23 protein-coding genes and 3 pseudogenes are annotated in these 26,658 nt (G+C 58.0%); 16 read left to right on the plus strand and 10 right to left on the minus strand.

The window, feature by feature from the left end:
• Positions 1-61 precede the first annotated feature (61 nt).
• A complete protein-coding gene (locus AC3FMM_RS16270; protein WP_488686959.1) occupies positions 62-967 on the minus strand; it encodes a LysR family transcriptional regulator in 906 nt (301 codons plus the stop codon).
• A gap of 228 nt (positions 968-1,195) precedes the next feature.
• Here AC3FMM_RS16270 and AC3FMM_RS16275 point away from each other — a divergent pair, with 228 nt between their 5' ends.
• The 5 genes from AC3FMM_RS16275 to AC3FMM_RS16295 all read left to right on the plus strand — a co-directional run bounded on the left by AC3FMM_RS16275 (position 1,196) and on the right by AC3FMM_RS16295 (position 5,609).
• Positions 1,196-2,254 (plus strand): tripartite tricarboxylate transporter substrate binding protein, encoded by a 1,059-nt coding sequence (locus AC3FMM_RS16275; protein WP_488686960.1) that lies wholly within the window; start codon positions 1,196-1,198, stop codon positions 2,252-2,254.
• A 113-nt stretch (positions 2,255-2,367) separates the two neighbouring features.
• Positions 2,368-3,483: an NAD(P)/FAD-dependent oxidoreductase gene (locus tag AC3FMM_RS16280; protein ID WP_488686961.1), complete on the plus strand. Its 1,116-nt coding sequence runs from the start codon at positions 2,368-2,370 to the stop codon at positions 3,481-3,483.
• Positions 3,467-3,778: a (2Fe-2S)-binding protein gene (locus AC3FMM_RS16285; RefSeq protein WP_488686962.1), complete on the plus strand. Its 312-nt coding sequence runs from the start codon at positions 3,467-3,469 to the stop codon at positions 3,776-3,778. The genes AC3FMM_RS16280 and AC3FMM_RS16285 overlap by 17 nt, the downstream gene beginning before the upstream one ends.
• Positions 3,775-5,235, plus strand: a complete 1,461-nt coding sequence (locus AC3FMM_RS16290; RefSeq protein ID WP_488686963.1) for an FAD-dependent oxidoreductase — start codon at positions 3,775-3,777, stop codon at positions 5,233-5,235. Before AC3FMM_RS16285 ends, AC3FMM_RS16290 begins: the two co-directional genes overlap by 4 nt.
• Positions 5,236-5,240: 5 nt before the next feature.
• Positions 5,241-5,609: a RidA family protein gene (locus tag AC3FMM_RS16295; protein WP_488686964.1), complete on the plus strand. Its 369-nt coding sequence runs from the start codon at positions 5,241-5,243 to the stop codon at positions 5,607-5,609.
• A gap of 661 nt (positions 5,610-6,270) precedes the next feature.
• On the opposite strand, the gene AC3FMM_RS16300 is transcribed toward AC3FMM_RS16295, so the two are convergent.
• Both AC3FMM_RS16300 and AC3FMM_RS16305 read right to left on the minus strand, forming a co-directional pair.
• Complete coding sequence (locus AC3FMM_RS16300; RefSeq protein WP_488686965.1) at positions 6,271-6,585, minus strand: LysR substrate-binding domain-containing protein; 315 nt, start codon at positions 6,583-6,585, stop codon at positions 6,271-6,273.
• Positions 6,536-6,943 carry a LysR family transcriptional regulator gene (locus AC3FMM_RS16305; protein WP_488686966.1) on the minus strand — a complete coding sequence of 136 codons (408 nt, stop codon included), beginning with the start codon at positions 6,941-6,943 and terminating at the stop codon, positions 6,536-6,538. The genes AC3FMM_RS16300 and AC3FMM_RS16305 overlap by 50 nt, the downstream gene beginning before the upstream one ends.
• A 107-nt stretch (positions 6,944-7,050) precedes the next feature.
• Between AC3FMM_RS16305 and AC3FMM_RS16310 the strand changes: the two genes are divergently transcribed.
• The 7 genes from AC3FMM_RS16310 to AC3FMM_RS16340 all read left to right on the plus strand — a co-directional run bounded on the left by AC3FMM_RS16310 (position 7,051) and on the right by AC3FMM_RS16340 (position 16,210).
• On the plus strand, positions 7,051-8,019 hold the full coding sequence (locus AC3FMM_RS16310; protein ID WP_488686967.1) for a Bug family tripartite tricarboxylate transporter substrate binding protein: 969 nt from the start codon (positions 7,051-7,053) through the stop codon (positions 8,017-8,019).
• 141 nt (positions 8,020-8,160) lie between these two features.
• On the plus strand, positions 8,161-9,408 hold the full coding sequence (locus tag AC3FMM_RS16315; protein ID WP_488686968.1) for a CaiB/BaiF CoA transferase family protein: 1,248 nt from the start codon (positions 8,161-8,163) through the stop codon (positions 9,406-9,408).
• A gap of 14 nt (positions 9,409-9,422) precedes the next feature.
• Positions 9,423-10,205 (plus strand): enoyl-CoA hydratase/isomerase family protein, encoded by a 783-nt coding sequence (locus AC3FMM_RS16320; protein ID WP_488686969.1) that lies wholly within the window; start codon positions 9,423-9,425, stop codon positions 10,203-10,205.
• A complete protein-coding gene (locus AC3FMM_RS16325) occupies positions 10,202-12,028 on the plus strand; it encodes an acyclic terpene utilization AtuA family protein (RefSeq protein ID WP_488686970.1) in 1,827 nt (608 codons plus the stop codon). Before AC3FMM_RS16320 ends, AC3FMM_RS16325 begins: the two co-directional genes overlap by 4 nt.
• 267 nt (positions 12,029-12,295) lie before the next feature.
• The gene (locus tag AC3FMM_RS16330) at positions 12,296-13,444 is read left to right on the plus strand and encodes a zinc-binding dehydrogenase (protein ID WP_488686971.1); all 1,149 of its coding nucleotides are present in this window, start codon (positions 12,296-12,298) and stop codon (positions 13,442-13,444) included.
• 89 nt (positions 13,445-13,533) lie between these two features.
• On the plus strand, positions 13,534-14,697 hold the full coding sequence (locus tag AC3FMM_RS16335; protein ID WP_488686972.1) for an acyl-CoA dehydrogenase family protein: 1,164 nt from the start codon (positions 13,534-13,536) through the stop codon (positions 14,695-14,697).
• Positions 14,698-15,097: 400 nt separating this feature from the next.
• Complete coding sequence (locus AC3FMM_RS16340; protein WP_488687158.1) at positions 15,098-16,210, plus strand: porin; 1,113 nt, start codon at positions 15,098-15,100, stop codon at positions 16,208-16,210.
• A gap of 1,848 nt (positions 16,211-18,058) precedes the next feature.
• Here the strand turns inward: AC3FMM_RS16340 and AC3FMM_RS16345 are convergent.
• Entirely contained in the window at positions 18,059-18,955 is an 897-nt protein-coding gene (locus AC3FMM_RS16345) for a LysR substrate-binding domain-containing protein (protein ID WP_488686973.1), read from the minus strand.
• A 180-nt stretch (positions 18,956-19,135) separates the two neighbouring features.
• Between AC3FMM_RS16345 and AC3FMM_RS16350 the strand changes: the two genes are divergently transcribed.
• The 3 genes from AC3FMM_RS16350 to AC3FMM_RS16360 all read left to right on the plus strand — a co-directional run bounded on the left by AC3FMM_RS16350 (position 19,136) and on the right by AC3FMM_RS16360 (position 23,207).
• A complete protein-coding gene (locus tag AC3FMM_RS16350) occupies positions 19,136-20,497 on the plus strand; it encodes an MmgE/PrpD family protein (RefSeq protein ID WP_488686974.1) in 1,362 nt (453 codons plus the stop codon).
• 3 nt (positions 20,498-20,500) lie between these two features.
• Positions 20,501-21,505, plus strand: a complete 1,005-nt coding sequence (locus tag AC3FMM_RS16355; protein WP_488686975.1) for a Bug family tripartite tricarboxylate transporter substrate binding protein — start codon at positions 20,501-20,503, stop codon at positions 21,503-21,505.
• A gap of 220 nt (positions 21,506-21,725) precedes the next feature.
• The gene (locus AC3FMM_RS16360; RefSeq protein WP_488686976.1) at positions 21,726-23,207 is read left to right on the plus strand and encodes an amidase; all 1,482 of its coding nucleotides are present in this window, start codon (positions 21,726-21,728) and stop codon (positions 23,205-23,207) included.
• A 240-nt stretch (positions 23,208-23,447) separates the two neighbouring features.
• Here AC3FMM_RS16360 and AC3FMM_RS16365 read toward each other — a convergent pair.
• From AC3FMM_RS16365 to AC3FMM_RS16385, 5 genes and pseudogenes are all read right to left on the minus strand, one after another.
• Positions 23,448-23,800 (minus strand): annotated as a pseudogene (locus AC3FMM_RS16365) (CoA transferase).
• Between the two features lie 19 nt (positions 23,801-23,819).
• Positions 23,820-24,050: pseudogene (locus tag AC3FMM_RS16370) on the minus strand (CoA transferase); the annotation flags it as partial.
• 22 nt (positions 24,051-24,072) lie between these two features.
• Positions 24,073-24,150, minus strand: a pseudogene (locus AC3FMM_RS16375) (hypothetical protein); the annotation flags it as partial.
• Positions 24,147-24,260: a CoA transferase gene (locus AC3FMM_RS16380; protein ID WP_488686977.1), complete on the minus strand. Its 114-nt coding sequence runs from the start codon at positions 24,258-24,260 to the stop codon at positions 24,147-24,149. The pseudogene AC3FMM_RS16375 and the gene AC3FMM_RS16380, both read right to left, overlap by 4 nt.
• A 17-nt stretch (positions 24,261-24,277) precedes the next feature.
• Entirely contained in the window at positions 24,278-24,637 is a 360-nt protein-coding gene (locus AC3FMM_RS16385) for a tripartite tricarboxylate transporter substrate-binding protein (protein ID WP_488686978.1), read from the minus strand.
• A gap of 491 nt (positions 24,638-25,128) precedes the next feature.
• Here AC3FMM_RS16385 and AC3FMM_RS16390 point away from each other — a divergent pair, with 491 nt between their 5' ends.
• The gene (locus tag AC3FMM_RS16390; protein ID WP_488687159.1) at positions 25,129-25,383 is read left to right on the plus strand and encodes a cupin domain-containing protein; all 255 of its coding nucleotides are present in this window, start codon (positions 25,129-25,131) and stop codon (positions 25,381-25,383) included.
• A gap of 263 nt (positions 25,384-25,646) precedes the next feature.
• Here AC3FMM_RS16390 and AC3FMM_RS16395 read toward each other — a convergent pair whose 3' ends face one another.
• Positions 25,647-26,576: a LysR family transcriptional regulator gene (locus AC3FMM_RS16395; RefSeq protein WP_488686979.1), complete on the minus strand. Its 930-nt coding sequence runs from the start codon at positions 26,574-26,576 to the stop codon at positions 25,647-25,649.
• Positions 26,577-26,658: the final 82 nt, after the last annotated feature.

Here is a 26,658-nt window from a genome sequence, read left to right on the forward strand (position 1 = left end):
AAACTGATTTTCACCTCTCCAGCAGAGATATTGAGTCTCGTAAAGCTCTGCTGGCAAGCTGCTATCGTCGCTTCGACTTACGGATCTCCTCTCTTAGATCTTCTGCGAAAGCCTCTGCCAACAACAGACGAGCCCCGGGGTAGGGGAAAATAATCGCTGAGCGCGAGGTCAATTCATCTCTCACCGGCCGTACCACCACGTCGGCCGTCGAAAACGCCTCAGCAGCCCATCTCGAGACAAGTGTTATGCCTACGCCCGCGGCAACCAGCCCACATGCGACCAACGAATGCGGCGTCTCAAGAATCGCATCAGCAGATACACCATACTTCGAGAACGCATCGTCAATCTGGTGGCGCAAGAAGCTATGTTGCGAAAGCAAGATCATCCGCTCACCGGCCAAGTCTCTGATCGAGACGTGTCGCTTAGCCGCAAGCCGGTGACCAACCGGAATCACTGCCATGGCTGGGGTTGGGTCTAACGGTTCGATGGATATAGCGGGACGCGACAACGGCAACTCGATGAGCCCAATATCAAACTGCCGCGTAGCAACTAAGTCCGCAATCTGGCGAGATGGCAAGCTTTGCACATACACGGACACTTTAGGTCGAGTCGATAGGAAGCGCGCTATCGCTCTCGGAAGAAGCGACTGTGAGACAGATGGAAGGGTCGCAATACGAAGCGCACCTGCTCGTTGGTGCCGAATGTCCTCTGCCAGCTGGGCAATGCGGTCCAGACTTCCGTAGACCGGCTCAATCTCTCGGTAAAGTGCATCGCCTTCCGGGGTGGCCACCAGTTTGCGCCCCCGACGCTCGAAGAGCTTATAACCGACACGGATCTCCAATAGCCCTATAGCTCGGCTAACGGCTGGCTGCGTAACGTTCATTAGTTGGGCTGCGCCAACAACCGTGCCTGTCCGCATCACCGCGTAGAACGACTCAATCTGCCTAAGGTTCAGCTTTGGTTTCATACATAACATCCATGCATAAGGAGCCTGCCTGATTTGAATTGTTGTACAGAACGGGCAGGCTTAATATCAACGTGCCTCCTCTCGGAACGCCCCTAAACCGCTGAGTGAGAGCCTAGTAAGGCACTGAGGCCGCAGATAGGCATTGGAACATAACAATAGCGATCTAACGTCGAGATCGACGGAAATATCTGCGTAGCGGCGCACCCCTGGACCATTAGGATTGAACAAATGAAACTAGCACTGCCTGCCGCGCGTTCCTGGACGTGGCCTTTTCCTATGCTTGCAGAACTACGCTACGTGCGCGTACTTCGCTTGGCTCGCTCGCTTGCAGTAGCTGGCGTCACTGCAAGCGCAGTATTCGGAGCGCCTAGCGTCCATGCGGAGTCCACGTCCTACCCTAATCGTCCTATCAAACTGGTCGTCGGATTTCCTCCAGGTGGCTCTTCCGATGCCACAGCAAGGTTACTAGCCGCTGCACTTAGCGTGAAGCTAGGACAGCAAGTCGTTGTCGAGAACAAGGCAGGAGCAAATTCGATCATTGCGACACAGTATGTACGCAGCCAGGCGGCGGACGGATATACCCTGCTCTCCGTGTCCTCTTCATTTGCCATCAACCCTGCGCTACAAAAGCTGAACTACAACATCTACAAGGACTTCACTCCCGTCGCACTGCTCGGGGTCATCCCCTTATGGCTGGTGACACCCAATACCGTGCCGGTGAAGTCAGTGCAGGACCTGGTGTCACTGGCGAAGGCTCAGCCCGGCAAGCTGCCTTATGCCAGTTACGGTCCCGGCAGTGCAGGACATCTCGCGTCTGAGCTTCTCCTGTCCATGACAGGGACGCGCATGGTTCATGTGCCGTACAAAGGTTCGGGTCCAGCGTTGGTCGACGTGATGAGCGGCCAGGTCACAATGATGATGCCCACAGTTGCGTCATCTATTAGCTTGGTAAGGGAAGGAAAACTGCGAGCGATTGCCGTTTCAAGCAAGAGCAGGGTCGCTGCAGTCCCTGACATCCCGACGATCTCCGAGTCCGGCGTTCCAGGCTTTGAACTCGTTGCCTGGGAGTCAATCCAGGCTCCTACAGGGACACCGACAGAAGTCGTAGCGAAGCTCAATACAGCGATACGCGAGATCATTGCGACGCCGACGTTTCGGGAGAAGCTGATCAAACTTGGGATCGAACCGGAATCTTCAAAAGAGCCCGCCGAAGTAGCGAAGTTCATCCGCGGTGAGGCAGAGAAGTTCGCCAAGATCGTCCGTGAACGCGACATTAAACCGGAGTGACGGAAGTGGGTGTGCAATGTTTTGAGGGTGCTGTCACGAGCGGCCAAACTCCGCTAGTGCCAATCTGGCGAGTTAATCGCACTCATGATCATCACTCTGCTGGGAAGCAAAAAATGACAAGTCGCCTTATTGACACCTTGGTGATTGGTGGAGGCGTGGTGGGCATGTCGGTAGCCTACGGCTTCGCGAGGGCTGGCGAGTCAGTCTGCGTGCTTGATGGAAGCGACGATGCCTTCAGGGCCTCGCGCGGCAATTTCGGCTTGGTATGGGTCCAAAACAAGGGACTCGGCCGGCCAGCATATGCGCGTTGGACCATGTCAGCCGCTCGCATGTGGCCGTCTTTGGCCGCCGAACTGTCAGACGTAACCGGTGTTGATGTCGAACTGCAGCAGCCTGGCGGGCTGAGCATGAGTTTCGACGAAAGCACGCTGGCCGCGTCCAGCGAAAAGCTGAAGGCACTAGCGAAAGATCTCGGCATCACCTATCCGTACGAAGTGCTGGACGCCTCTGGATTGCGCAAGCTGACACCGCAGATCGGCCCGGACGTTGTTGGGGCAATCTATTGCAAGCTGGACGGCCACGTCAGCCCACTACGGACGCTGCGTGCTTTAGTACATGGCTTCATGGCGCGGGGCGGTCAGATCGTTTCCAACGTCAACGTCGACAAGATCGAGCATAAACTCGGTGAGTTTCGCGTTACCGTGGGCGGTGAGACTTTCACTTCGGGGCGCGTGGTATTGGCCGCTGGCTTGGGGAACGGCGAATTAGCCGCCCAGGTCGGCTTGGCGGCACCAGTACGACCGATCAGGGGCCAGATCCTAGTAACTGAACGCGTTGAGCCGTTCCTTCGCTACCCCTGTCACTTCGTAAGACAGACCGGTGAGGGCACTGTGCAGATCGGCGACTCAAAGGAAGACGTCGGCATGGACGACAGCACCACGCTCCCTGAACTCGCACGCATCGCTGCGCGCGCGGTGCGTTGCTTCCCGATGCTCGCAGATGTCAACCTTGTGCGTACATGGGGTGCACTGCGAGTGATGAGCCCCGACGGTTATCCCATTTACGACGCCTCGACAGAATGTCCTGGCGCGTTCGTCGTGACATGCCATAGCGGCATCACGCTGGCCCCGGCTCACGCCGGGCCTCTGGTCGACTGGATGCGCACCGGAATCGAACCGGCCGATATCCTGGATTTCAAAGCGAAGCGATTTCATGTTCAAGCAAGTTAGCCTTCCTTCTGTTGAGCAGAAGAAGACCGTGCTTATCAACGTCGACGGACGCGAGATCGCCGTACCCGACGGCCAATCTCTCGCCACGGCCCTGCTCGGCGCGGGGTTCATTCCTTTTCGCCACACAGCAGTGTCCGGTGCCCCCCGCGCTCCGCTGTGCCTGATGGGCGTGTGTTTCGACTGCCTGGTCGAAGTGGATGGTTCGCAGAATGTCCAGTCATGCATGGTAGAGGTTCGCGAAGGCATGCGTGTGCGACTGCCGTCCGGCGCACGACGCACTGGAGACGTAGCATGAGCGAACCCCTCAAAGTGAACCCTGATGCCGACGTGAATGTACACGGTGGCTTTACCCATGACCTTGTCATTATTGGCGCTGGGCCTGCCGGTATGTCGGCGGCTGCTACAGCATCCGCTTACGGCCTCAGAACAGTGGTGCTTGATGAGCAGCTACGTCCAGGTGGCCAGATTTACCGGAACGTAACTGCTGCACCGGGCGCGATCGCTGAACTTCTGGGTCCGGATTACCTCCATGGCATCAAACTCACTCAGCGTTTAGGTGCTTCTGATGTTGAGGTGCATCACAACACACTGGTTTGGGATGTGGGGCACGATCTTACGGTGTCCGCCCAGCAAGCCGGTCGATCTTTTCAAGTCCGTGCCCCTCAGCTGTTAGTGGCGACTGGCGCTATGGAGCGGCCTTCGCCCTTGCCAGGCTGGACCCTGCCGGGCGTGTTGAATGCAGGGGCAGCGCAAATCGCTCTTAAGACATCAGCACAGGTGCCTAGCGGAAACGTCGTGCTTGTCGGCGGTGGCCCGCTGCTTCTGCTCGTTGCGTGCCAGTTGTTGCAGGCCGGAGCGAAGATCGCCGGGATCGTGGAGACCACGCCGGCATCCAACCGCGCCCGGGCATTGGCCCATGTTGTAGGCGCGCTAGGAACGCCGAGAATGCTCGGCAAAGGGTTAAGGATGTTGTGGAAACTGCGACGGGCTAGCATTCCCGTTTGGAAGCAATCCACTGGTGTCCGCATCGAAGGTGACGAGCGAGTACGAGCCGTATCTTTCACAGCGGGCAGTGCGACTTTTCGCATAGCCGCGGATACTGTGCTCTTGCACCATGGAGTAGTGCCAAATACCCAGATCAGCCGACTATTGCGGGTGAAGCACGAATGGAGCGACGAGCAGCTTGCGTGGCAACCCATTCTGGATGACTGGGGACAGACCTCGTTGGCAGGCTTCCGCATGGCGGGTGACGGTGCGGCAATTGCCGGTGCATTGGCCGCCGAGGCAAGCGGGGCCATCACCGCGATCGGAGCAGCAGCCGCGCTCGGTAAGTTCGACATGACCCGAGCCCAGCACCTAGCTGGACACTGGCGCACCCGCCTTGCGCGCCAGAGGCGCATTCGGCCTTTCCTCGATACTCTGTATCGGCCACCAGAATGGCTGACCGATTGCCCCGACGAAACGGTGGTGTGCCGGTGCGAAGAGGTGACGGGCGGTAGCGTGCGGGAGATGGCGCGTCTCGGGTGCGAAGGTCCGAACCAGACCAAGTTCTTCAGCCGATGTGGCATGGGACCGTGCCAAGGTCGCATGTGCGGCATCACCGTGACCCAAGTATTGGCGAAGGCGTTGAATCGCACGCCAGCTGAGGTAGGCGCCTACCGCATTCGCGCTCCCCTCAAACCGGTCAGTCTTGGCTCCGTTGCAGCGTTAGCCCAGACCCCCCAACCTGTAGATTCCACATCGAAACAATAAGCGCCATGACAGAAATCCAGCGACACCATACCAACGCACGACTCAGTAAGATCGTACGCCATGGCGGACTGATATACCTGTGTGGGCAGACCGCAAAGGGTAGCCCCGTCGCGAGGGCAGAAATTGGAGCGCAAACGGCAGAAGTGTTAGCTCGAGTCGAGGCATTACTTGCTGAAGTTGGCAGTGATCGTACGCGCTTGCTCGCCGTCACGATCTATCTGGGTGACATGGCCGATTTTGGCGGGATGAACGACGTCTGGGAGGCATGGTTTGCGGAGAAGCAAGCAGAAGCACCGGCGCGAACTACGGTCGAAGCCGCGCTTGCTACGGAAGGCTTGCGAATCGAAATGACCGTAGTCGCCGCCGAGGCCTAACACCTCGCGTCGGCCGGTTACTGGGGCGATAGACAGTCCGTTCCTGCTGGAGGAAAAAGAGTGATCAGAATCTCAAGCCCGATTGAGATCTGGTCCGGCGAGGCAGTGTAAGCCAGGCACGAGCGCCCTGCCAGGACGGGGCGCGTAGGGAAGGTCCTGACTGCGCCAGCGTTCGTACAGCGACGCGCCGTTCTGCTCGGACCACAGAGTGTCTCCTTCCCGAGGGCAGGTAAAGCCCATCTGGGAATTCGCGTCCCTGCCTTACGATGGCATGGGACGTTTTTTTATATGTATGACTCTGTTGCTCGCATTGGGGGAGAGCGAACATTCCGGCTACGTCTCGCTCGCTATGGCCATCGCAAATGGATGAAATATGCCCGCAACATCACCTGAGAAGCAGTCCGGCTAACTCGCGCCTCTTGTCACTGCAGTCCAGCTAATTCCGGTTCTAAGACTGTCGTGCGGCGACGGAATTAGCTGTTAAGTCATTGATTTTTTGGAAAACGTAGTCCAGCTATTTCCGATTCCCTACACTGGGCTTGCCGGACCAGGCTTTGACCCGAAGCGAAGAGGCATTGGAGATGGCGAGAAATGTGTCCGATCCGTTTGGCCTGGCTCTCGCTCGAGCGCGAGCAGGTCGACATGCTCCGCCCCGCCAAGCTCAGGATACCAATCCGGCGCTGCATGACCGGATCGCAAGGACCGCGCGGCTAAGCCAACTTGTCCCAGGGGGGCGAAGGTGCTTCGAGCCAGGTGTAACAGCGATGAAGGGGCGGCTAGCAAACACCCGCCAGCTCAAAGCTTGCTCTCGCGCATTGTGATCGTTCAACGGGTCATCTCGCGCACACACCAGCTTGTAACGATCATCGTACAGGTGGCGATAGTTGAATCGGCCATCCGGCGGGGGTTGTACGCCCAGCCCAACGTCAATTTCGTGGCGCTCCAGCAGAGCGAGTATTTGATTCTGCTGTATCAACCCTTAAGGTGAACCTGACGCCTGGATAGTCGGTGCAGTAGCTCTTGACCGAATCCAGGAGGAGGTATTGGGCAATGGATGGCAGTGCAGAAACCCGAACCCGGCCCCTATTGCCTTCCATAAACTGGTACAGCTCGCCCGTGGACGCGTTGAACTCGTCAACCACACGCGTTGCAATGGGAATCAACTCCTCGCCCTCAGGGGTCAAGGTCACGCTGCGGGTGTAGCGGTCGAAGACTCGCGTTCCAAGACTTTCCTCCGCCAGGCGCACTTTCCGGCTAAGTGCCGGTTGAGATACACGTAAGTTGTTCTGCGGCGGTTGTGAAGTTGGCTGCCTCAAGGTCAGACTTGTGCGCATCTATGCAATCCCGTTATCGATTCCATCCGATTATTCTACTTCTTCTCTTGCCGGCGTTTCCGCAGAATAGCTGAAACCGCAAAAAAGCGGGAACGTCGGAGACAAAGGTGAAGGAATCTATTTTGGGACGCCTTGGATGCGCCATGGCGGCCGCACTCGTCACATCGACCCCGGTTTGGGCAGACAAATATCCGAGCAAACCGATCACACTTGTCGTTCCGTTCGCCGCCGGCTCCGGAACCGATCAGGTTGCCCGCGCCGTAGCCGCGTCGATGCAGGCCGCGTGGCCGGGAACGCCAGTTGTCGTTGATAACAGGCCGGGTGCAAATGGCTTCATGGCGGCAGCGGCTGTAGCCAAGGCCGCCCCCGACGGCTATACATTGTTCGTGACAACGAACACTACGCAGTCGGCTAACCCACATCTGTTCAAGAAGTTGCCCTATGACCCGGTAGCGGATTTCGCTCCCATAGCGGCATTGGCACGAGGTTCCACCGTACTAGTGGTACCTCCGTCAAGCCCCTACAAGACGGTGGGGGAACTCACAGAAGCAGGAAAGAAGCACGAATTGAGCTATGCCGCCGCCAATTCGTCCGGCCGTGTGAGTGCCGAGATGCTCGGTCAGATGACAGGCGCGAAGTTTCTGTATGTACCTTATAGGAGCAGCCCCCAAGCCATCACCGATCTCATGGGAGGACAGGTTGACTTTATGTTTGCCGATGCTCCCACTGCCACGCCCATGGTAAAGGCGGGGAAACTCAAGGCCATTGGATATGCAGGGGCTGCGCGCTCCGAAGCCTTACCGACCGTGCCGACGCTCATTGAGTCGGGCATCAAGGGCTACGAACTCTACTACTGGGTCGCGGCTTACGCACCGAAAGGCACGGCACAGGATGTAATCCAGCGCCTAAACGAAGTTATCGTGGCTGGTGCAAAGAGCCCGGCAATCAACACCGTCTTTAGCAACGCTGGGCTCGCACCGTACACGACCACTTCGCAAGGGTTGGCGAAACTCCAGCTTAGCGAGACCGAAAAATGGGGAAAGGTGATTCGAGCGGCGGGAATTCAGCCGGAATGACTTCCCAAACTTGTCGCGTGAATACGTAAGACGTCCCGTATAGAAGGGGACTCTTCTTACAGTCCTGGGTGCATGACTGACACTGGGTCGGATCCGCTTCTCCGCATGCGGGGATTGCGCCCAAAACACAAAGGAATTTCCGTGCCATCGCCTTCCACATTGAGCAACGTTTCAGGCCCGCTACAAGGCGTGCGGGTGCTGGATTTGACCACCGTATTCATGGGGCCTTCAGCTACCCAGATGCTGGGCGACCTAGGAGCGGACGTCATAAAGGTTGAGGCACCCAACGGCGATTCAACACGTGGCATCGGGCCGTCAGGCGATATCGGGCTAGGTCCAATTTTTCTCGGGCTAAACCGCAACAAGCGCAGCCTCGTGCTGGATCTGAAGAAGCCTGAGGCTGTGGATGCGCTGCTGCGGCTGGTTGAAGGGGCGGATGTATTTGTCACCAATGTGCGACCCGCCGCCATGAGGCGACTTGGCTTAGGCTATGACCGGCTCACGGCAATCAATCCGCGGTTGATCTACACAAGTTTGGTAGGTTTTTCGCAACGCGGCCCTTATGCCGCGAAGGCATCGTATGACGATCTTATTCAGGCCGCTACTGGCTTAGCCGCGGCGATGGGAGAAATCCAGGGGGACGTGCCACGCTATGTGCCCAGCACAGTCGTAGATCGCTCCGTGGGGCTCTACGCCTTTGGGGTTATCACTACGGCGTTGTACGCGCGCGAGCGAACAGGGGAGGGTCAGTTCATTGAAGTGCCGATGTTCGAGGCCATGGTGCCCTTTGTTCTCGGTGACCATCTTTATGGCAAAACATTTGTGCCCGCAAAGGGCGCATGTGGGTATCCGAGGGTAATGACTCCGAACCGACGCCCCTTCAAGACCCGAGATGGCTATGTGTGCTGCATCGTCTATACCGACAGGCAATGGGAGATCTTCCTGCATGCCGTAGGCAAAGGCGATTGGCTCAGGACGGACGCGAGATTCAGAGACATTCGTTCGCGTACCGAATCTATTGATGAACTCTACCAACTCATTTCCGATGAGCTGGAACAGCGGACTACCGCAGAAGTGTTTGAGCTGCTGCCCGTCAATGAGATTCCTACTTTCCCCATGCACACCTTCGACACGCTTCTCGAAGACGAGCATCTCCGTGCCACGGGATTTTTCAAGGAGACCGAGCATCCAGTAGTAGGTCGGATTGTGGAGACCGCTGTTCCCAGCGAATGGTCAGGCACACCTCCGGCTAGCCATAGGCCAGTTCCAACACTGGGCGAGCACACGTTCGAGGTGCTTCGCGAAGCAGGCTTTACCGATCAAGAAATCACGGGCTTTATTTCCAAGGGCGCTGCGCGCGTAGCTTGTGCTAGGTCTGACATCAGCTAGGAGAGGGGGCCGACATGAATACGGAAAGATCAACCGTCGGACTGAACAGCCGAGAGCGAGACGGCGTGTTATGGCTAACCATAGATCGCCAAGAGCGGCGAAACGCGATGAGCGCCGACGTCATAGTCGGGATGACCGAAGCGCTCGAGCGCTCACGCACTGATCGCCAACTGCGGGCCATCGTGCTCAGCGGGACGGGTGACAAGGCTTTTTGTGCGGGGGCGGACCTGCAGACCGGCCAATCGTTCAGGTTTGACTACTCCGAACCACAGCAGGCTTTCGCCAATCTCTTACGTACCGCCAGGTCTGCACGAGTTCCCTTGATCGCACGGGTGAACGGTGCTTGTATGGCTGGCGGCATGGGCCTGCTGGCGATGTGTGACTTGGCGATAGCGGCACCCCACGCCCGCTTTGGATTGCCAGAGGTAAAGATCGGTGTTTTTCCAGCGCAGGTACTGAGCGTGCTTCAAGGCTTGATAGGCAGGCGCGCACTAACGGACATGTGCATCACAGGTGAGTCCGTCGACGCGCCCACGGCACTGGCTTACGGGTTAGTCAACGAGGTCAGTTCGGATCTCGATGGAGCCGTGCAATCTCTGTTGGACCGTATCTTGGACAAGTCACCGGCTGCGGTCCGTCGAGGCCTATACGTGATGAAGCATGTCGAAGATATGACATTTGAACAGTCCATGGCCTTCACAGAAGGACAGATAAGCCTGTTCGCGCTGACCGAAGATGCGGCCGAAGGTCAGCTTGCTTTTCGCGAAAAGCGGCAACCGCAATGGAGCGGCCGATGAATCAAAATAGAGTGATACGAATTGGGGGCGCTTCGGGGTTCTGGGGCGATTCGGGCGTGGGTGCACCGCAGTTGGTGGCCAGCGGTCAGATTGACTACTTGGTGTTCGATTACCTGGCCGAACTGACCATGTCGGTCATGGCGTCAGCACGACTAAAAAAGCCCGAGCTAGGCTATGCCACGGACTTTGTCACAGTGGCGATGAAAGCTGTCCTTCGTGATGTGACTGACAAGCGTATACGAATCGTCAGCAATGCTGGCGGGGTCAATCCACAAGGTTGCGCCGACGCCTTGCGCGCACTGGCGGCAGAGCAAAATGTCTCTCTCAAGATCGCCCTGGTCACGGGCGATGATGTTATGCCGCTGGTCGAGCAGCTGCGAGTAGCAAAGCCACCAGTGACCGAACTGCAAAGCGGCGCGCCGCTGCCGGATAAGCTGCTCACAGCAAATGCCTATTTGGGTGCGGGGAGCATCAAAGCGGCGCTGGATGCGGGTGCGGACGTCGTCATCACAGGCCGATGCGTCGACTCAGCTGTCACGCTAGGCGTTCTAATGCACGAGTTCGGCTGGTCGGAATCCGACTGGGATAAATTGGCTTCCGGCAGCTTGGCAGGTCATATTCTTGAATGCGGGTGTCAGGCGACGGGTGGGCTGCACACCGACTGGGAGAGCGTGCCAGACTGGGCCCATATTGGCTATCCCATAGTCGAATGTAAGTCCGATGGTAGTTTTGTTGTCACCAAGCCCGAAGGTACGGGAGGGCTGGTTGCACCACAGGCGGTGGCCGAGCAAATGCTCTACGAGATCGGAGATCCGGCGACTTACCTATTGCCCGACGTCGTTTGCGACTTTACCCAAGTGCAGATTATCGGCGACGGACCGCAGCGTGTGCGGGTGCAAGGTGCCCGCGGGCGCGCCCCCACCAACAGCTACAAGGTCTGCGCCACCTACATGGACGGCTTCAAGACGTCCGCGCAGATGACTGTCATCGGATTCGATGCCGCGGCCAAAGCGCACCGCACCGGCGAAGCGATTCTCGAACGAGTCGGCGAGATGCTGGCGGCCCAAGGGTTCGCGCCGTTCAGCCGAACCCACGTGGAAATGCTCGGCGCGGAAAGTTGCTTTGGTCCACATGCGAAAGCGCTAGGCACCCGTGAAGTTGTCTTGCGTTTGTCAGCATGCCATACGGACAAGGCTGCGCTCGAACTACTATCGCGAGAGATAGCGCCAGCAGGCACGTCTTGGGCCCCGGGCACTACTGGATTCTCCGGGCGTGCGTCGGTGTCGCCCATGATCCGACAATACGCCTTCCTCTTGGATAAAGACAGTGTTGAGCCGCGCGTCCATTTGGACGGTGTTCAGGTCCAAGTCACGCCCGCACCGCGGACAGCCAGCGGCACACCTCCCGCGCCCGAGGGGCTCAATATTGGGCCTGAGTCGGAAAAATTGGCCCTGCCATCAATCACTGTGCCATTGATTCGGCTAGCTTGGGCTCGCTCTGGCGACAAGGGAAATACTTCCAACATTGGTGTCATCGCCCGCCAACCCAAGTGGCTGCCGCTACTGCGCGCTCAATTGACTGCCGAAAGCGTGGGCCATTACCTGAGGCACCTTGTCGAGGGTCCCGTGACCCGTTATGAGGTGCCGGGGATCGACGCCTTTAATTTTGTGTGCGAGCGGGCACTCGGGGGCGGAGGGATGTCCTCGCTGCGCAACGATGCACTGGGAAAGGGGATGGCTCAGATTCTGCTGACCATGTCAGTGCAAGTCCCCGAAGCCTGGTTTCCGGAAGAGACATTGCAGCGCAGGAAGATCGCCGATTAGAAAACGGGATGTTCGTGCAACAAAACGGAATTTGGCCGCGGCGATACTCGTCGCGCCGGATTGATACGCCTACACATCCGAGTAAATCTGTTGCGGCACCCCAAAAGTGTCCCATGGGACAAGGGAGGCTCGCGCGAACTCGTGTCGCTGCAAGGCAGTGCTCCTGGAGACCCGTGCGGGCAGTGATTCGTGTGACCTCGATATCGCAACGTACCAAAGGCGCTGAGGTATGTACCTCTTCGGCGCGACATTTGACCAGAGCAAACCATGAATGAAGCATTGCCCCCAGGAATCCGCGCGATGGTGTCTCACTTTTCGGAGACCCGAGAAGAAGCGCTCGCTACAGGCGTCAAATTGGTTGAGCAGCCGGCTCCGAATATTGCCTCGTTATCGGAAACGGAGGTGCTCGTCGAGGTTGAAAGCGCTTGTGTGGCGTATGTCGACCTCCTGATGCTCACCGGCCAGTATCACCATCGTGCACAACTGCCTTACACGCCAGGTCTTGAGTATGCTGGCGTCGTACGCGGCGTGGGATCTGCGGTTCCGCCGTCTATGCTGCGGCCAGGGGACTTGGTAATGAGTGACTACATGCTGACAGGTCCACGTAGCGCCGGAGCGCATCAAGCTTGGGGCGGATGGGCTCGATACGCTGTCGCCCCGCACAATGCGCTGATCCGCAGGCCGGCCACTTTGTCCGCGGATGCGGCCTGTAATCTGCTGCTTAATGTCGAGACCGCATACTTTGCGCTAGCTCACCGCGCCAAGTTAACTCACGGAGAAACCGTCCTGGTCACTGGAGCTACCGGCGCAGCCGGTCTCGCCGCGGTTCAGGTCGCCAAGCTCCTTGGCGCCCGGCAGGTGATTGCGGTCGGTCGTGGGGCAGAACGCCTGCAAGCTGCTGTGCAGCAAGGCGCCGATGATGTCATCGACCTGCACACTATAGAGCGCACAAATAAGACGGCGTTGCGCGATGCGGTCAGAGAGCTCACCCGGGGGCGCGGCGTCGATGTTGTGATTGACGGCGTGGGTGGCGAGTGGCTGGTCGACTCGCTACGGACGCTGACATTTGGCGGTCGCATGGTCATTGTTGGTTGGGCCGCTAACACTGGCGTCTCCGCCGGCGGCGGTCGCGGCGGGTCTCTTCAACCCGACGTGCTGCCCACCAATCTCGTCCAGCTGAAAGGACTAACGGTAATGGGATCGCCGATGGTCATTACGGGGCAAAGAGATCCCGTCGCTCGTGACGCTCGGCGGGCCGTCATTATCGATTGGATGAGAAAGGGAAAACTGACCCCAGTGGTTAGTAGCGCCTTTTCGCTTACGTCTTTAGAGCACGCGATGCGAGCACGGCATGCGGGAGGAATCATCGGCGGCTGTGTCGTTCGGCCCGTCGACGCAGTTGCCATCTCAATCTAGCCATCAAGGCTATCTAGCGGCCAAGTTCCGGATATGACTGCCAAGCAGTCACCACGCGGCTGCTGATCGTTAAAAACTGGAAGTCTTCAATGTTCAATCTGACAACAGAGCAGCGCGCCATCCGTGACGGCGTCGCTTCAGTCTGCCAACGGTTCGGCGATGAGTATTGGGCTGAATGCGATCGAGATGCCCAATTTCCACACGACTTTCATCGGGCTATGGCACAGGATGGATGGTTGGGCGTGACCATGCCCGAGGAGTTTGGCGGTGCTGGGCTCGGCGTTACCGAGGCGGCGATTGTTATGCACACCGTAGCCTCTTCAGGGGGGGGCATGACCGCTGCTTCATCCATCCATATCAACATGTTCGGTCCGCACCCGCTGGTCGTGCACGGATCAGCCGAGCAGAGATCTCAGTGGCTGCCGCGCTTGGTGCGTGGAGAAGACCAAGTGTGCTTCGGGGTAACCGAGCCAGACGCGGGCTTAAATACCACCAACATTAAGACGTTCGCGCGCAAGGTCGATGGGGGTTACCGCGTTACCGGCCGAAAGATGTGGACGTCCACCGGACAAGTCGCCAATAAGATCTTGCTACTGACGCGCACCGTGCCGAGATCCGAAGGGAAGAAGCCAACCGACGGCATTACGCTCTTCTATACGGATCTGGACCGGGACAAAGTCGAAGTGCGACGGATCGCAAAGCATGGTCGCAACGCAGTGGACTCCAACGCGGTGTTTATCGATGACCTGTTTGTGCCAGACGAGCACAGAATCGGGGAGGAGGGAAAAGGTTTTACGTATCTGCTCGACGGTATTAATCCAGAGAGAATTCTCGTCGGAGTTGAGGCCATCGGCATCGGGGAGGACGCACTTCGGCGTGCGGTCCGCTATGCACAAGAACGCATCGTGTTTGATCGGCCGATCGGCCAGAATCAAGGCGTTCAGCATCCTCTGGCTGAATGTTGGCTCAATCTCCAGGCAGCGCTGATGATGGCTAATCGTGCGGCCCATCTTTACGACGCTGGACAACCGTGTGGCGCCGAAGCCAACGGAACTAAGCTGCTCGGTGCACGCGCCGGATATCAAGCGTGCCTCCAGGCTGTCATGACCCACGGCGGCATGGGCTATGCAAAAGAGTACACGGTGGAGCGACTCTTGCGCGAAGTCTTGATTGCGCGACTTGCACCGGTGTCGGAACAGATGATCCTGTGTTTTATCGCTGAGAAAGTGCTTCACCTTCCGAAGTCCTACTGAAGGATGCATGTCTAGTCACAGCTAGTAAAGTGCGCGCCAGTTTCGACAACGTTGCAATTGGCGTACCTTTATGACCACTGGCCATTCTTTCTCGACTCCATGAATCTCAGTAAGAAATCCGCATTGAGTCTGTAAAAACTTACGCACTAGACACAAGAGTCTTCGTCGTGGCTGACCACAGTCAAAGACCAGTATGCGCCCAGCTTCGGGGGTGATATCCGGCGCCCGACCCTGGGTAATGGAGAACGGCAAAGCGACGATGTGTTCCGCTCATTCTGCATAAGACGTAACGTAAATCCGTCGCTGAACATAAATCTATTCGCCGATGTCCACGTGCAATGATTCTGTAAGAAACGGTCATTTCAAGGAGGAGATTTATGCTGTTGAAAAAAAAGGCACGATGCTGAAGTGTGTCCCATTAGCGGTATCCCTGTTTCTGCTTAACTGCGCAAATGTGCAGGCGAGCATTGCTATCTATGGTGTCGCCGACGCAAACATCGAATACGCGACAAACATGTCTGCTGTTGTCCCAAACGCAGCCAATGGCTTCAAAACTGGACTAGGACACAGTGTCGCCCGACTCAGCTCGGGCGGGCAATCTGGGTCTCGCTGGGGCTTGCGTGGAATAGAGGATCTCGGTAGCGGATTGCGAGCCATGTTCATTTTGGAGGGGGGATTCGGTGTCGATACAGGTAGTATGCAGCAGGGGGGGCGGCTTTTTGGTCGGCAAGCCTATGTCGGGATGGGCGCTGAAAAGGTGGGTAATATCACGTTCGGCCGACAGTACACCGCAATCTTCGATGCGTTCGCAAATTTTTCGCCGCAGGGCTACGCGTCCCAGTATGACCCGCTCTGGCTGCAACTGGGTTTAAATGCGCGTTCGGATAACACCGTGAAATACGTCGGCAACTTCGGCGGATTTACGGCAACCGCGCATTGGTCGTTGGGAAATGGTGTCGCGGGAAATGGTGAAACGCCCGGACAATTCCGACGCGACAAAGGTTATGGCGCGGCAATTGGCTATACATCGAATTCCATTGGTGCTGCGCTTGTCTACGACCAGTATGATCCTACGCTTAATGCGACAACCGGAGCCACAGGTTCCAACAAGAAGGCCGGTGTAGCCGCCAGCTATGTAGTCGGTTCCGCTAAGATAATGGCGGGCTATCGTTGGGGAAAGAATGAAGGCGCGGCGAACCAGACGATTTCGCGGGATGACTACTATTGGATTGGTGTTAATTATCATATTTCTCCAGTTACCCTGACGCTAGCATACTACTACGATGACTGGAGGAATTTCAATTCGATCAATCCAAAGAACCCGTGGCAAATCTCCTTTGCAGCGAACTACGCTTTCTCCAAGCGTACCGATTTGTATTTGACGACTTCATTGGCTAAAAATGCCGGTCTTGCGCTAGACACGCAGTTGATAAATAACGTAAACGGTTACTACCTCGCTAGCGATAAGACCAGCATGGTTGGCGTCGCGCTCGGTATTCGCCATAAGTTCTAGCGCTGCAGCTATAGAGCGCCCGCCACCATCGCGGTCGCCCCCTGCGAGTGGGCCATCCCATTCGCTATTCGGTTCGGAGTTGTTCGAGCGAGTCCCATAGCAAAGCGCGATAGGGGACCTTTATGCCTGGCAAGGTTGCTTCCGGAGAAAAGCTGGTATCAGGGCTGTCGAGACTGCATAGGGAAGTCCGCCGGGTGACACGTGGTGTGTCAGCACAGGCAGAGAAGATTTCCAAAGGCAATCATAGGAGCTTTCTAGCTTGTGCGACCGTGCTGATGGATCAACGCATGATGGATGCCAATAGTGATGGAAAGATTATCTGCTTGGCGTCCGCAGTCGAGTTGGGCCTGACGATGCCGCACCAATGGTCAAGCTGCCGAGCTGCCGTGCTTGACGCGAGCTCGGATGCTGTCCGCGTTCTCTTCTATACCGTCGTTCGTCGCATCCAAGAACTCAATGCGAAACAATTCAAAACAGCGGGTCCCCGGGGGAAAGGGTATGCAGTCAGCTACTCACCTGCACGCATATTGTCGGCGAAAGCGTCTCATGCACGTACGCCCGTCGCACGCAGGGTTGGTGAGGCTTGCTACAAGTGCGAAGAACTGTTGATGGACGCGCGCCGATCGGAGGGCCACGGGGAGCTGCGTCCGATGTCTGGAGGCGGGCTACGAAGCACCGGCGCGGGCTTTGTGTCAGCTTTCCAAAGCTATGAGTGCGCAGTATGCGCCACTGAATGGACCCGATACAAAATCGAAGCGAGCCTTTTCGTCACGTGGGTTATGAGTACCTAGGATATGCCAGGCACTCATGATATGGGGTTCCGCCGATGCTTTAGTCCGCCAGGGATCGAAACGTTGAGTAACGGCAGCCACAATTCGTCCACGATTTCTCGGATGGACTCGTCCGACACGGGCTGGAACGTCATATGGATATCATGCCGGAGCAAATCAATGGGAGATTCACAATCCTGGGAGATTTCGGCAGTTCCGCAATCTCGGCGCGTTCGATTCCAGGCTCCAATAAGATTTCGAAAGCTCCCGCCTCCCCCGCGCGTAACGACTCCTAAGCTCATCGAAGCTGGAGCCCGTGTGCGGAAATATGTGATGAGTTGGGCGCCAATCAGAGCCCTCGTCGAGGGCAGCTGGGATCTGCGCCACTGCGTTATTTGACCGTTGCGGAAGAGCTGCATTTCGCTCACGTCGCTGAGCGGCTTCTTATCGAACAGACGGCTCTTTCGACGACGATTAAATTGGAAGAAACAAATCGCGATTGGGAACAGCGTGATTGCGTTGAATGCATCACGGTTCGTCGGCAAAACTATCGAACCACTCCCGGATTGCGTCGGCCACAATGCTTGGATCGCAGGTGGCGGCACCGGAATGTATGCCCGAATGAGACCTTCGACGTCAAAGAGTCGTTCAGCCCGCCAGGCCTCGCAGTTGCGGGCGAGGATAGTGAGGTGCTGGTGGCGGATCGGAATATAACTGAGGAAACCGGAATTAGTTGGACTACAGATCAGTTTGCTCGACTGGAAATCCAGAATTAGCAGCACTGCTGTGCACTTTTCGCCGCCAAGAGCATCTGTAGGTCGGTTCGCCTTGGCTCACTGGGCATGGCTCAAGAAGTCGGTGTAGCGGCCGTCAATACGGGACGCCACTCCGTGTCTTCGCCATGCGTTACATCCCTATCCGCGACAAGCACCTCAGCGGAACGACTCTTTGACGTGGAAGATCTCATTTGGGCATGCGTTCCGCATGCCGCCAGCTGCGATCCAAGCATTGTGGCCGACGCGATCTGGGAGTGCTTCGATGGTTTCGATTACGGTATTCCGGCATGGCGGCAAAGCTTCTAGTGGCCCGGGGCTATTGCTTCCATCTGTGTGGCAAGTAACGACTGGAATTCCTCCGCCAGAGCCATGGGAACGGCACCTTCTGGCCGCAGGCAGGCGTACTGCGATTGCAGCGACTCTGCGAGCGGCCTCTGCACCGTGCGCGTATCGCCATAGGGGGAAGGGGCCCATGCCGACACCAAACCGATGCCGGCGCCTTCCGCGACTAGCGCGCACACCAGAGGCGATGTCGGAGTCTCCGCCACGACGTCGGGCACCATGCCGTCGCGGTTGAAGGCGTCATCAATTTGGTAGCGTAGATAGCTTTGCGGCGATGGCAGCACAAGCCGCTCTCCGGCTAAATCACGCATGGTGATTTTCTCTAGGGCCGCCAAGCGGTGCTCAAAGGGCAGCACCGCCACGATGGGCGAGGGGGGCAAGTTCCGCACGCTTACGCCGGACCGGGACATAGGCAATTCGACAACGCCGAGGTCAAACTGCCTTGTCGCGACAAGTTCGGCGATCTGCGTCGACGGTAGCGTCTGCACAAAGATGCGAACCTGCGGCCGGGTTGCTAGGAACTTGGCAAGCACTGCCGGGATTAGCCATTGTGCCAGCGCGGGCAGGCTGGCCAGTCGTAGCGCTCCAGCGCGATGGTACCGGATGTCGTAAGCCACCTGCGTTATCCGATCTATGCCCACATAGAGATGCTCGACCTCGCGGTACAACGCCTCTGCCTCCGAGGTGGGTACCAATCGCCGGCCTTTGCGCTGAAACAACGCATAGCCCAGTCGCAGCTCGAGCAGCGCAATTGTGCGGCTGACCCCGGGCTGCGTCACGTTGAGCAACTTGGCGGCTCCCACCACGCTGCCAGAAATCATGACCGCTCGGAAAGCCTCTATGTGGCGCATGTTCATCTCGACTTTCATAAATACCTATAAGGCATAAGCAGAGGAAGGATTGTTACTGTATCAGCGCCCCGGCATTCTATAGCATTCATCTCAAATGCAGTGGCACCGCGGCCTAGTAATCGGCGCGCCACTTAGAGGAGGATGATGAGGTATATGCCAAAAGGTAATGAGCAGGCTTCCGCAGCCATGAGGCCCAGCAGCGCCACCGCTCTACATTTCGGTCGCTATGTCACTGAGCTGGACGCCGGCAGGATCGATGCCCGCACTCGGGAGACGGTATTACGCTGTGTCCTTGACGCGCTCGCCAGTGCGGCGGCTGCGCTACGGCAACCCGGGGTGATTGCCTCGCAGCAGGCGGCGCTGGCCATGTACGGCGCAGGTTGCTCACCGATGTGGTTCACAGGGCGCACCCTGACTGCGACCGGTGCACTATTTGCAAACAGCGCCGCCGCGGCAGCGCTGGACCTAGATGATGGCTATCGTAAGGCCAGGGGCCATCCCGGGGCGGCCATCATCCCCGCAGCGCTGGCGCTTGTCTCCAATCGGCCTGAAATATCTGTGCAGGATTTTATGGCCGCAGTTGTGGCGGGATATGAAGTCGGAGTCCGGATGGCCATGGCGCGCCCCGGCTATGCACCGTCTGGGACTTGGTCTGGGTTCGCAGTTGTGGCGACCGCTGGTAAGTTGCTGGGCGCAAATGCCGAGGTCATCGCCCAGGCACTTGCCATAGCCGCCCAGACGGCCCCTGCGCTACCTGCGCTGGCTGGCCTTGTCGGCTCGGATGTGAAGGAGGGCATAGCCTCGGGCGCTGTCTCGGGCTGGGCGGCCCTGGAATTGGCCTTCGCCGGCTTCGCCGGCCCTGTCGCTGTATTCGAGGATCGCCGGCTATTTGACGCTGATATGGCGCTGGCTAACCTCGGGGGCCAGCCGCTGATCAATGGCACCTATTTCAAGCCCTTCGGTTGTTGTCGCCATATTCACGCTCCGCTGGAGGCGCTCCTTTATCTCCAGAGGTTGCATGGCTTTGCGGCGCGCGACATCGAATGCATCGAAGTGTACACGTATCGAGCGACCTTCAACCTAAGCAACAAGTCCAATCCTGAGACACTGGTGGAAGCGCAATATAGCGTGCCTTACTGCTTGGCCTTGTGCGCGTTGCACGACGCCGACGCGCTGCTGCCCCTCGATACGCATCGTCTCAATGACGCGAAGGTGAGGGACCTGGCAAAGCGAATCAAGGTGGTGCATGACGCCGCAATTGAATCTCTGTTCCCCGCACGCTCACCGGCCTGGGTCGCCGTGACCCTGTCCGACGGTCAGCGGCTGGAATCGCCGCTGACCGATCCTCGCGGCGACCCCGATCGCCCCATGTCTTGGCAGGATCTCGAACGAAAGCTCTTGGTCGCCACCCGGTCCACCCTATCACCAACGAGCCAACAAGCGGTGCTCGAGGGCATGGCGGGGCTGCAAGCAGGCTCATTAGATCCGCTGCTGCTCGCTTTGAGCGCTCCAGATAGCTGCGTTTCTGCAATTGATACCGAGGTTTAAATCATGAATTTGATGGCGATGAATTCCAAACTGAGCCGGCGGTTTCTTTCCGCCGCAGTCTTGGCGACCGCTCAGTCGGTGACGGGTCACACGTTGGCGGAGACCTTCCCAGCCAAGCCGATCAGGCTCATTATCCCCGCTCCGCCAGGGGGTGGAACTGACGGCATGGCGCGTTTGACGGCCAATGCCTTGACGGAATCCGTGAATTGGGCGTTCGTACCCGAGAATCTTCCTGGCGCCGGTGGCAATATCGGCTTCGACCAGACATTCAAGGCGCCGCGTGACGGATATACCTTGGCGATGGGTGAGTCAAGCAATATGGTGGTGAACCAGTTTTTATACCGCCGCATTCCCTTCGATATCGAAAAGGATATGCAGCCCATCGCACTGATTGCGAAGGTTCCGCTGGTGCTGATCGTCTCCGCCAACGGCCCCCATGCCAATGTTGGCGGCCTTGTGGCCGCCGGCAAGAAGGTTTCACTCTCCTTCGCTTCTTCAGGCAATGGCACTCTGGCTCACTTAGTTGGCGAGATGTGGAAGCGCAAGGCCGGAATCGATATGCAGCATATCCCGTACCGCGGTGCCGCTCAAGCGATGACGGATCTGATAGGAGGTCAAGTCGATCTCTTCTTCGCATCGATCCCCGTAGCGCTTCCGATGATACAGGGCGGCAAGGTGCGGGCCCTCGCAGTAACGTCGGACAAGCGTGTGCCGGTGCTCAAGGACGTACCCACCATGGCCGAGGCGGGCTTCAAGGATATGGAGGCAAGTGTTGTGTTCGGCCTGGTTGGACCGGCAGGAATTCCAACCACAGTCGTAAGCCGGGTCAATGCCGAGGTAAACAAGGCGCTAGTGCGGCCGGCGGTGGCGCAGCAACTCGCGGCCATGGGGGTGGATCGGACGAGCGGTTCCTTCGGAGGCGATCCCGCGTCGTTCGGCAGACTGCTGCGCGAAGAGCGGGCGAAGTGGGCGCCAGTCATCAAAACATCCGGCGCAACGGTTGACTAGCGCAGAGCCTAAGGACGCAGGTACCGGGGAGCACGAGGACTGCCCGGCAGCGTTTCACACTACCGTAACGAACAATCAAGCCATGCATCCCCAGCTAACTTCTCAGCTCGCACACCGCCAGCTTTACCTGGCGAAGCGTATTAGAACTATCCTGACGGCGGCCTTGATCGCGGCGCCTACGTGGGCTTGCGCGGGCATGCCGACGGACAAGATCATAGACATGAGCCTAGCCGAATTGCGAACGGCGTTGGACAGCGGTGCAATCACCTCTGCTGAATTGGTCGGCGCCTATTTGAAGCAGATCGAAACTTACGACCGTCCTGTCGACGGAATCCATGCGGTGCTGGCCCTTAACAACAAGGCCATGGAACAGGCTAAGGCGTGGGATGCGCGTAGGGCCCAACGCAGCACGAACGAGCGTAACGCGCCGCTGGCCGGCATACCGTTTCTTGCGAAGGACAATTTCGACGTAGCCGGAATGCCCAACACTGGCGGGTCCCTCGCGCTCAGAAGTTCGGTGCCGGCATCCAATGCATTCGTCGTTCAGAAACTACTGGACCAGGATGCTATCTTGCTGGGCAAGACCAATATGTCGGAGATGGCGGCATCCTACGGTTGGTATGGTTACAGCTCAGTAGGTGGCCAGACGCTAAATCCGTTCAATCGTTTGCGAACCGCAGACGGCTCCAGCAGCGGCTCGGCAGCCGCCGTGGCGGCCAAGCTTGCGCCATTTGCTCTGGGCACCGACACCACGGGCTCCATTCGTTCGCCAGCCAGCGTCACCGGCACTGTAGGCATGCGGACGACCCTTGGGCTTGTCAGTCGCTCAGGAATCATACCAATGTCACTAACCGCCGACGTTGCTGGCGTTATTACGCGGACCGTCGAGGATCAAGCCATTGTTCTCGACGCCATTCAAGGCGTGGACAAAAATGATGCTGCAACCGAAGACGTGCTGCACCCGCAAGAGTCGCTGGTGACGGGATTGGGCATCGGCAGTCTCGCCGGTAAGACCATCGCGGTAGTAGACAACTTCGACGGCGCGAACCCCGAGGTCGACGACATCAAGAGGCGCTCCGTGGCGGCAATGGAGAACGCCGGGGCGCGCATCTCGCATATCCGGTTGCCAAAGGTCTATGAAACGCTGCAGCCCGCCCTTCTTGGCCCCATCGGCGCTGCCGAGTTCCGCCCTCAATTTGAGGCGTACTTAGCCGGGCTTCCGGATGGCCAGCCGCGGGATCTGCGGGAGTTCATGCGCAGGCTCGACGACTTGACGGGTAAGGGTACCCGAACGATCAACCCGGGCCGCTACAAAGGTTTGGTGGAGAACCTGGAGACGCGTGCGACGGATTCGCCTGAGTACATACGGATGTTGAGTGTTGTGATTCCGTCGTTGAGGCGTGAACTGGTCGAGCTGATGTCCCAAGGGGATTATGACGCCCTCTTTTTTCCGACGATTGGTTGTAGCGCTCCAGTCGTCCCCGGTAAGGTCGACCCGTCCTTTGTGTGCAAGTCATACGCTTACGCCGCTGCGAAGATCGCCTCAGCCACCGGTTTCCCGGAGATCACCGTAAACGCTGGTAGGTCGGTCAGTAACATTCCCGTTGGCGTGTCATTCCTCGGCAAGGCAGGAGACGATGCAAAGATTCTGAAGATCGGAGCCGCTTTTGAGCAGATGCGCCGAAGCGAACGGAAGCATTGAATACGTTCCTATCCGGGGTTTGCATAGCGGCCTTTGCCTGCATGAGCGCGGCACCGGCATGGCGAGCGTATGCGGCCGAGAACGGTGTTGCCAATGTCAGCAATCAAGGGGGCGGCGTGACCGTGCTGGATGCGCGCACAGCCCATCGCCGACATCGCGGTAGGGCGAGATCCCCGCGGTCTGGCGGTATCGCCTGATGGCCGCTGGCTGCTCACCGCCAACCAGGGAAGTTCGGACGTATCAGTGGTCGACACCGGCACGCGCAGGGAAGTCAGCGAACAAGGCGTCGTTGCCGACCGCGATGACGATAAAGCCATCCTGGGTGGCGAACATGTCGAACGGGGTAATCGAGGGGTGGCGGGTGCCGAGCGGCTTGGGCACGCCCCCGGTCGCGGAATAGCGTGCGATCGGGTATTCCAGCAACGCGACCTGCAATCCAGCATGGAAATGTCGACACGTTCGCCCGGGCGGTGTGCACCCACTTTGAGGAGCGCCGACTGGCTGCCGATTGTCGCGTACAGGCCGGCGCCGATGTCGCCGATGGAGACGCCAACCCGCACTGGATTGCCGCCCGCCTCGCCGGTCACGTTCATCAGCCCGCCCCATGGCCTGCACCACCATGTCGAAGGCCGGGCGGTTGCGATACGGGCCGGTCTGGACGAAACCGGGGATAGAGGCGTAGATCAGCCGCGGGAAGCGCGCGGGCAGATCTTCCCACGTGTACCCAAGCTTCTCCATGACGCCAGCGCGGAAGTTCTCCACCAGCACGTCCGCCTGCGCGAGCATGCGGTCGAGCACCTCGCGGCCCTCGGTCTTCTTTGAGGTCAAGCGCGATCGATTCATTGTTGCGGTTGATCGACGCAAAGTAGGCCGGCTGACCGTCGACAAACGGGCCGACCTGCCGCGAATCGTCGCCGCCAGCGGGATTTTCGATCTTGATCACCCGCGCAGCCAATCGGCGAGCATCATCGTGCAATACGGGCCGGCAAGCACCCGAGTCAGGTCCACTACGGTCATTCGCGCCAGGGGGAGTTGGCCACTTGCTGTTGTCATTACACTCTCCGCATGGTTCAGTCCATCTTTGCGCCGCTCGACACCGCCAGGTCGACACCGAGCTTGCCTTCGCGCGCCGCATACTCGCGGAACTCTGCCACCGACCGCGACACCCAGACCTCATCGCCTTGCGCCACGAACTTCTTCTTCAGCTCGGAATCGGCCATGACCCTGGTCGTGGCGGCAAACAGCTTGTCGATAATTTCCGGGGGCGTCTTGGCCGGCGCAAACAATCCACACCAGGCGGACAGGTCGTAGCCCTTGACCCCGCCCTCGGCGATGGTTGGCAACTGCGGGTTGGCCGGCGAGCGCTGGCCGCAGGTCACTGCGATGGCGACGACCTCGCCCGTGTCGGACGAGCAGGCGCTGTGCCGCATTGCGCTGCTGACTCATTATTGGAATCCAAAGACTTGAGGTACTTCAAACACCGATGGCGTGGGTATCAGACCGAGATCAGCTCCCATACTGCTTCGACTGGCTGGTTCTGAATCCGTCGACGTTTTCTCGCCTCGCTGGAAGCGGGATTGCTGGATACGCACACGGCTGTCTGCCAATCGCGCGGCCAATATGAGCTTTGCATGCCGCAGCGGGTCTCTGGCCCATCTGCACCGAATGGCAGAACGCATGGCCCTTCAATTCACTTTAGTTATCAAATCGTTTCAACTTTGCTATTTCCTGGTTCACTAACTCTCTGTTAGCCTCCTCGCTGTTACAAGAGCGGAAAAGGCATGTAAAACAAATGAGAACTAGACCTACGCGTGGGGGTGTGATCAGGCCTTCGCAGTTATCAGCCTATAGCCCGGCCAACCATCTTGGTACAACGAACATTCGGCTAATTGGGCCCGATACCGGCGCGCGTCACTTGGAAGTGTTGGTTGGCGAAATCTCGGCCGGAGGGAGTGCGTTGCCGCATGCCCACCCGGGTCTGGAGCAGGCCGCTTACATCCTAGAAGGATCTGGAGTCGCCACAATTGACGGTACGGAACATGAGGTGTTCTGTGGCGATGTACTGTTCTTCCCCGAGGGTGTCTTCCATTCCGTCAAGGTTATCCACGGCGTGCTCAAATTGCTGGTGATTTACGCCCCTCCCTATGGCGAAGATCCTGCGAAGGTACTTAGGTAAGTGAACCGCCCTTAGAAGGGATGTCTAACAAGCGCTTTTAGCTGACGGCAGTTTGCCTCAGCTTCTGCGAGGCGAAACATAGCCGCATTTGGCAGGATAAGCCGATTCATCGCCGCATTGCTTAAACTACGCGTGAACAGTTAAGCGTCTCAGCTAAGGCATTGTCATAAGTGCCGTCTCGGCTGCGCACATGTCGATCAAAAATGTGACGTACAGCCACCCTTGCCACGTCGAAACGTAGCTGACGTGCGTCGGTCCAGACTCTAATTCCCAACATCGTGGGAAAGCGCGTTTTGCACAACATATGAGCAAAAGCGCTCCACGGCGGTCGACATGCTGCGCCCCGCTAGGCTTAAAATTCCAATGCGACGTTGCATGACTGGATCCTTCAGGGAACGCGCTGCTAAGCCCGATTGTCCCAGATGGGCGAAGGTACTTCGAGGCAAAGCCGTCAAGCCTAAACCAGAGGCAACCAGTCCACCGATCAACTGCAAGTCCAGGCTCGCAACTTCTAGCACTGGGCGGATCGTAACTCCGGCTTCTGTAAACGCAGCATCCGTTGCGGCGCGGGTACTGGTGCCGGGTGTAACAGCGATGAATGGGCGGCTTGCGAAGACCCGCCAGCTTAACGTCTGCTCTCGCGTCGTGTGATCGTTCAATGAGTCATCTCGAGGACACACTAGCACGAAGTGGTCGTCGTACAGGTGGCGATAGTTGAATCGACCGTCCGGCGGTGGTTGCACGCCCAGCCCGACATCAATTTCGCGGCGCTCCAGCAGAGCCAGGATTTGGTCCGCTGTATCTACCCTCAGGGTGAACCCAACTCCTGGAAAGTCGGGGAGGTAGCGCTTGACGGAATCCAAGAGGAGGTATTGGGCAATGGACGGCAGTGCAGAAACCCGTACGCGTCCCCGCTTACCTTCCATGAACTGGTACAGCTCTCCCGTGGATTCATTGAACTCATCCAATACCCGCGTGGCAATAGGAATCAACTCCTCGCCCTCCGGGGTTAGCGTCACGCTGCGGGTGTCGCGGTCGAAGACCCGCGTTCCGAGGCTTTCCTCCGCAAGGCGCACAATCCGGCTGAGTGCTGGTTGAGAAATATGTAGCTGTTCCGCCGCCGTTGTGAAATTGCCATGCTTCGCAATCGCAAGTATGGCTTCCAGCTGCTTTAAGGTCAGATTTGTCCGCATCTATGCCATGTTGTTTATCGATTGCATCTGATTATTCTACTTCTTCTCTTGCTAGTATTTCCGCAGAATACCTGAAACCGCA

The sequence above is a fragment of the Cupriavidus sp. 207A1 genome (genome assembly GCF_057798955.1).

Excerpts from the sequence above, each read along its gene's own strand:
- AC3FMM_RS16345 (WP_488686973.1), bottom strand. The coding sequence starts at position 18,955 with ATGAACATGCGCCACATAGAGGCTTTCCGAGCGGTCATGATTTCTGGC.
- AC3FMM_RS16355 (WP_488686975.1), top strand. The coding sequence starts at position 20,501 with ATGAATTTGATGGCGATGAATTCCAAACTGAGCCGGCGGTTTCTTTCC.
- AC3FMM_RS16305 (WP_488686966.1), bottom strand. The coding sequence starts at position 6,943 with ATGCGCACAAGTCTGACCTTGAGGCAGCCAACTTCACAACCGCCGCAG.
- AC3FMM_RS16350 (WP_488686974.1), top strand. The coding sequence starts at position 19,136 with ATGAGGCCCAGCAGCGCCACCGCTCTACATTTCGGTCGCTATGTCACT.
- AC3FMM_RS16340 (WP_488687158.1), top strand. The coding sequence starts at position 15,098 with ATGCTGAAGTGTGTCCCATTAGCGGTATCCCTGTTTCTGCTTAACTGC.
- AC3FMM_RS16320 (WP_488686969.1), top strand. The coding sequence starts at position 9,423 with ATGAATACGGAAAGATCAACCGTCGGACTGAACAGCCGAGAGCGAGAC.
- AC3FMM_RS16395 (WP_488686979.1), bottom strand. The coding sequence starts at position 26,576 with ATGCGGACAAATCTGACCTTAAAGCAGCTGGAAGCCATACTTGCGATT.
- AC3FMM_RS16385 (WP_488686978.1), bottom strand. The coding sequence starts at position 24,637 with ATGCGGCACAGCGCCTGCTCGTCCGACACGGGCGAGGTCGTCGCCATC.
- AC3FMM_RS16325 (WP_488686970.1), top strand. The coding sequence starts at position 10,202 with ATGAATCAAAATAGAGTGATACGAATTGGGGGCGCTTCGGGGTTCTGG.
- AC3FMM_RS16330 (WP_488686971.1), top strand. The coding sequence starts at position 12,296 with ATGAATGAAGCATTGCCCCCAGGAATCCGCGCGATGGTGTCTCACTTT.
- AC3FMM_RS16360 (WP_488686976.1), top strand. The coding sequence starts at position 21,726 with ATGAGCCTAGCCGAATTGCGAACGGCGTTGGACAGCGGTGCAATCACC.
- AC3FMM_RS16380 (WP_488686977.1), bottom strand. The coding sequence starts at position 24,260 with ATGACAACAGCAAGTGGCCAACTCCCCCTGGCGCGAATGACCGTAGTG.
- AC3FMM_RS16335 (WP_488686972.1), top strand. The coding sequence starts at position 13,534 with ATGTTCAATCTGACAACAGAGCAGCGCGCCATCCGTGACGGCGTCGCT.
- AC3FMM_RS16270 (WP_488686959.1), bottom strand. The coding sequence starts at position 967 with ATGAAACCAAAGCTGAACCTTAGGCAGATTGAGTCGTTCTACGCGGTG.
- AC3FMM_RS16290 (WP_488686963.1), top strand. The coding sequence starts at position 3,775 with ATGAGCGAACCCCTCAAAGTGAACCCTGATGCCGACGTGAATGTACAC.
- AC3FMM_RS16295 (WP_488686964.1), top strand. The coding sequence starts at position 5,241 with ATGACAGAAATCCAGCGACACCATACCAACGCACGACTCAGTAAGATC.
- AC3FMM_RS16275 (WP_488686960.1), top strand. The coding sequence starts at position 1,196 with ATGAAACTAGCACTGCCTGCCGCGCGTTCCTGGACGTGGCCTTTTCCT.
- AC3FMM_RS16280 (WP_488686961.1), top strand. The coding sequence starts at position 2,368 with ATGACAAGTCGCCTTATTGACACCTTGGTGATTGGTGGAGGCGTGGTG.
- AC3FMM_RS16285 (WP_488686962.1), top strand. The coding sequence starts at position 3,467 with ATGTTCAAGCAAGTTAGCCTTCCTTCTGTTGAGCAGAAGAAGACCGTG.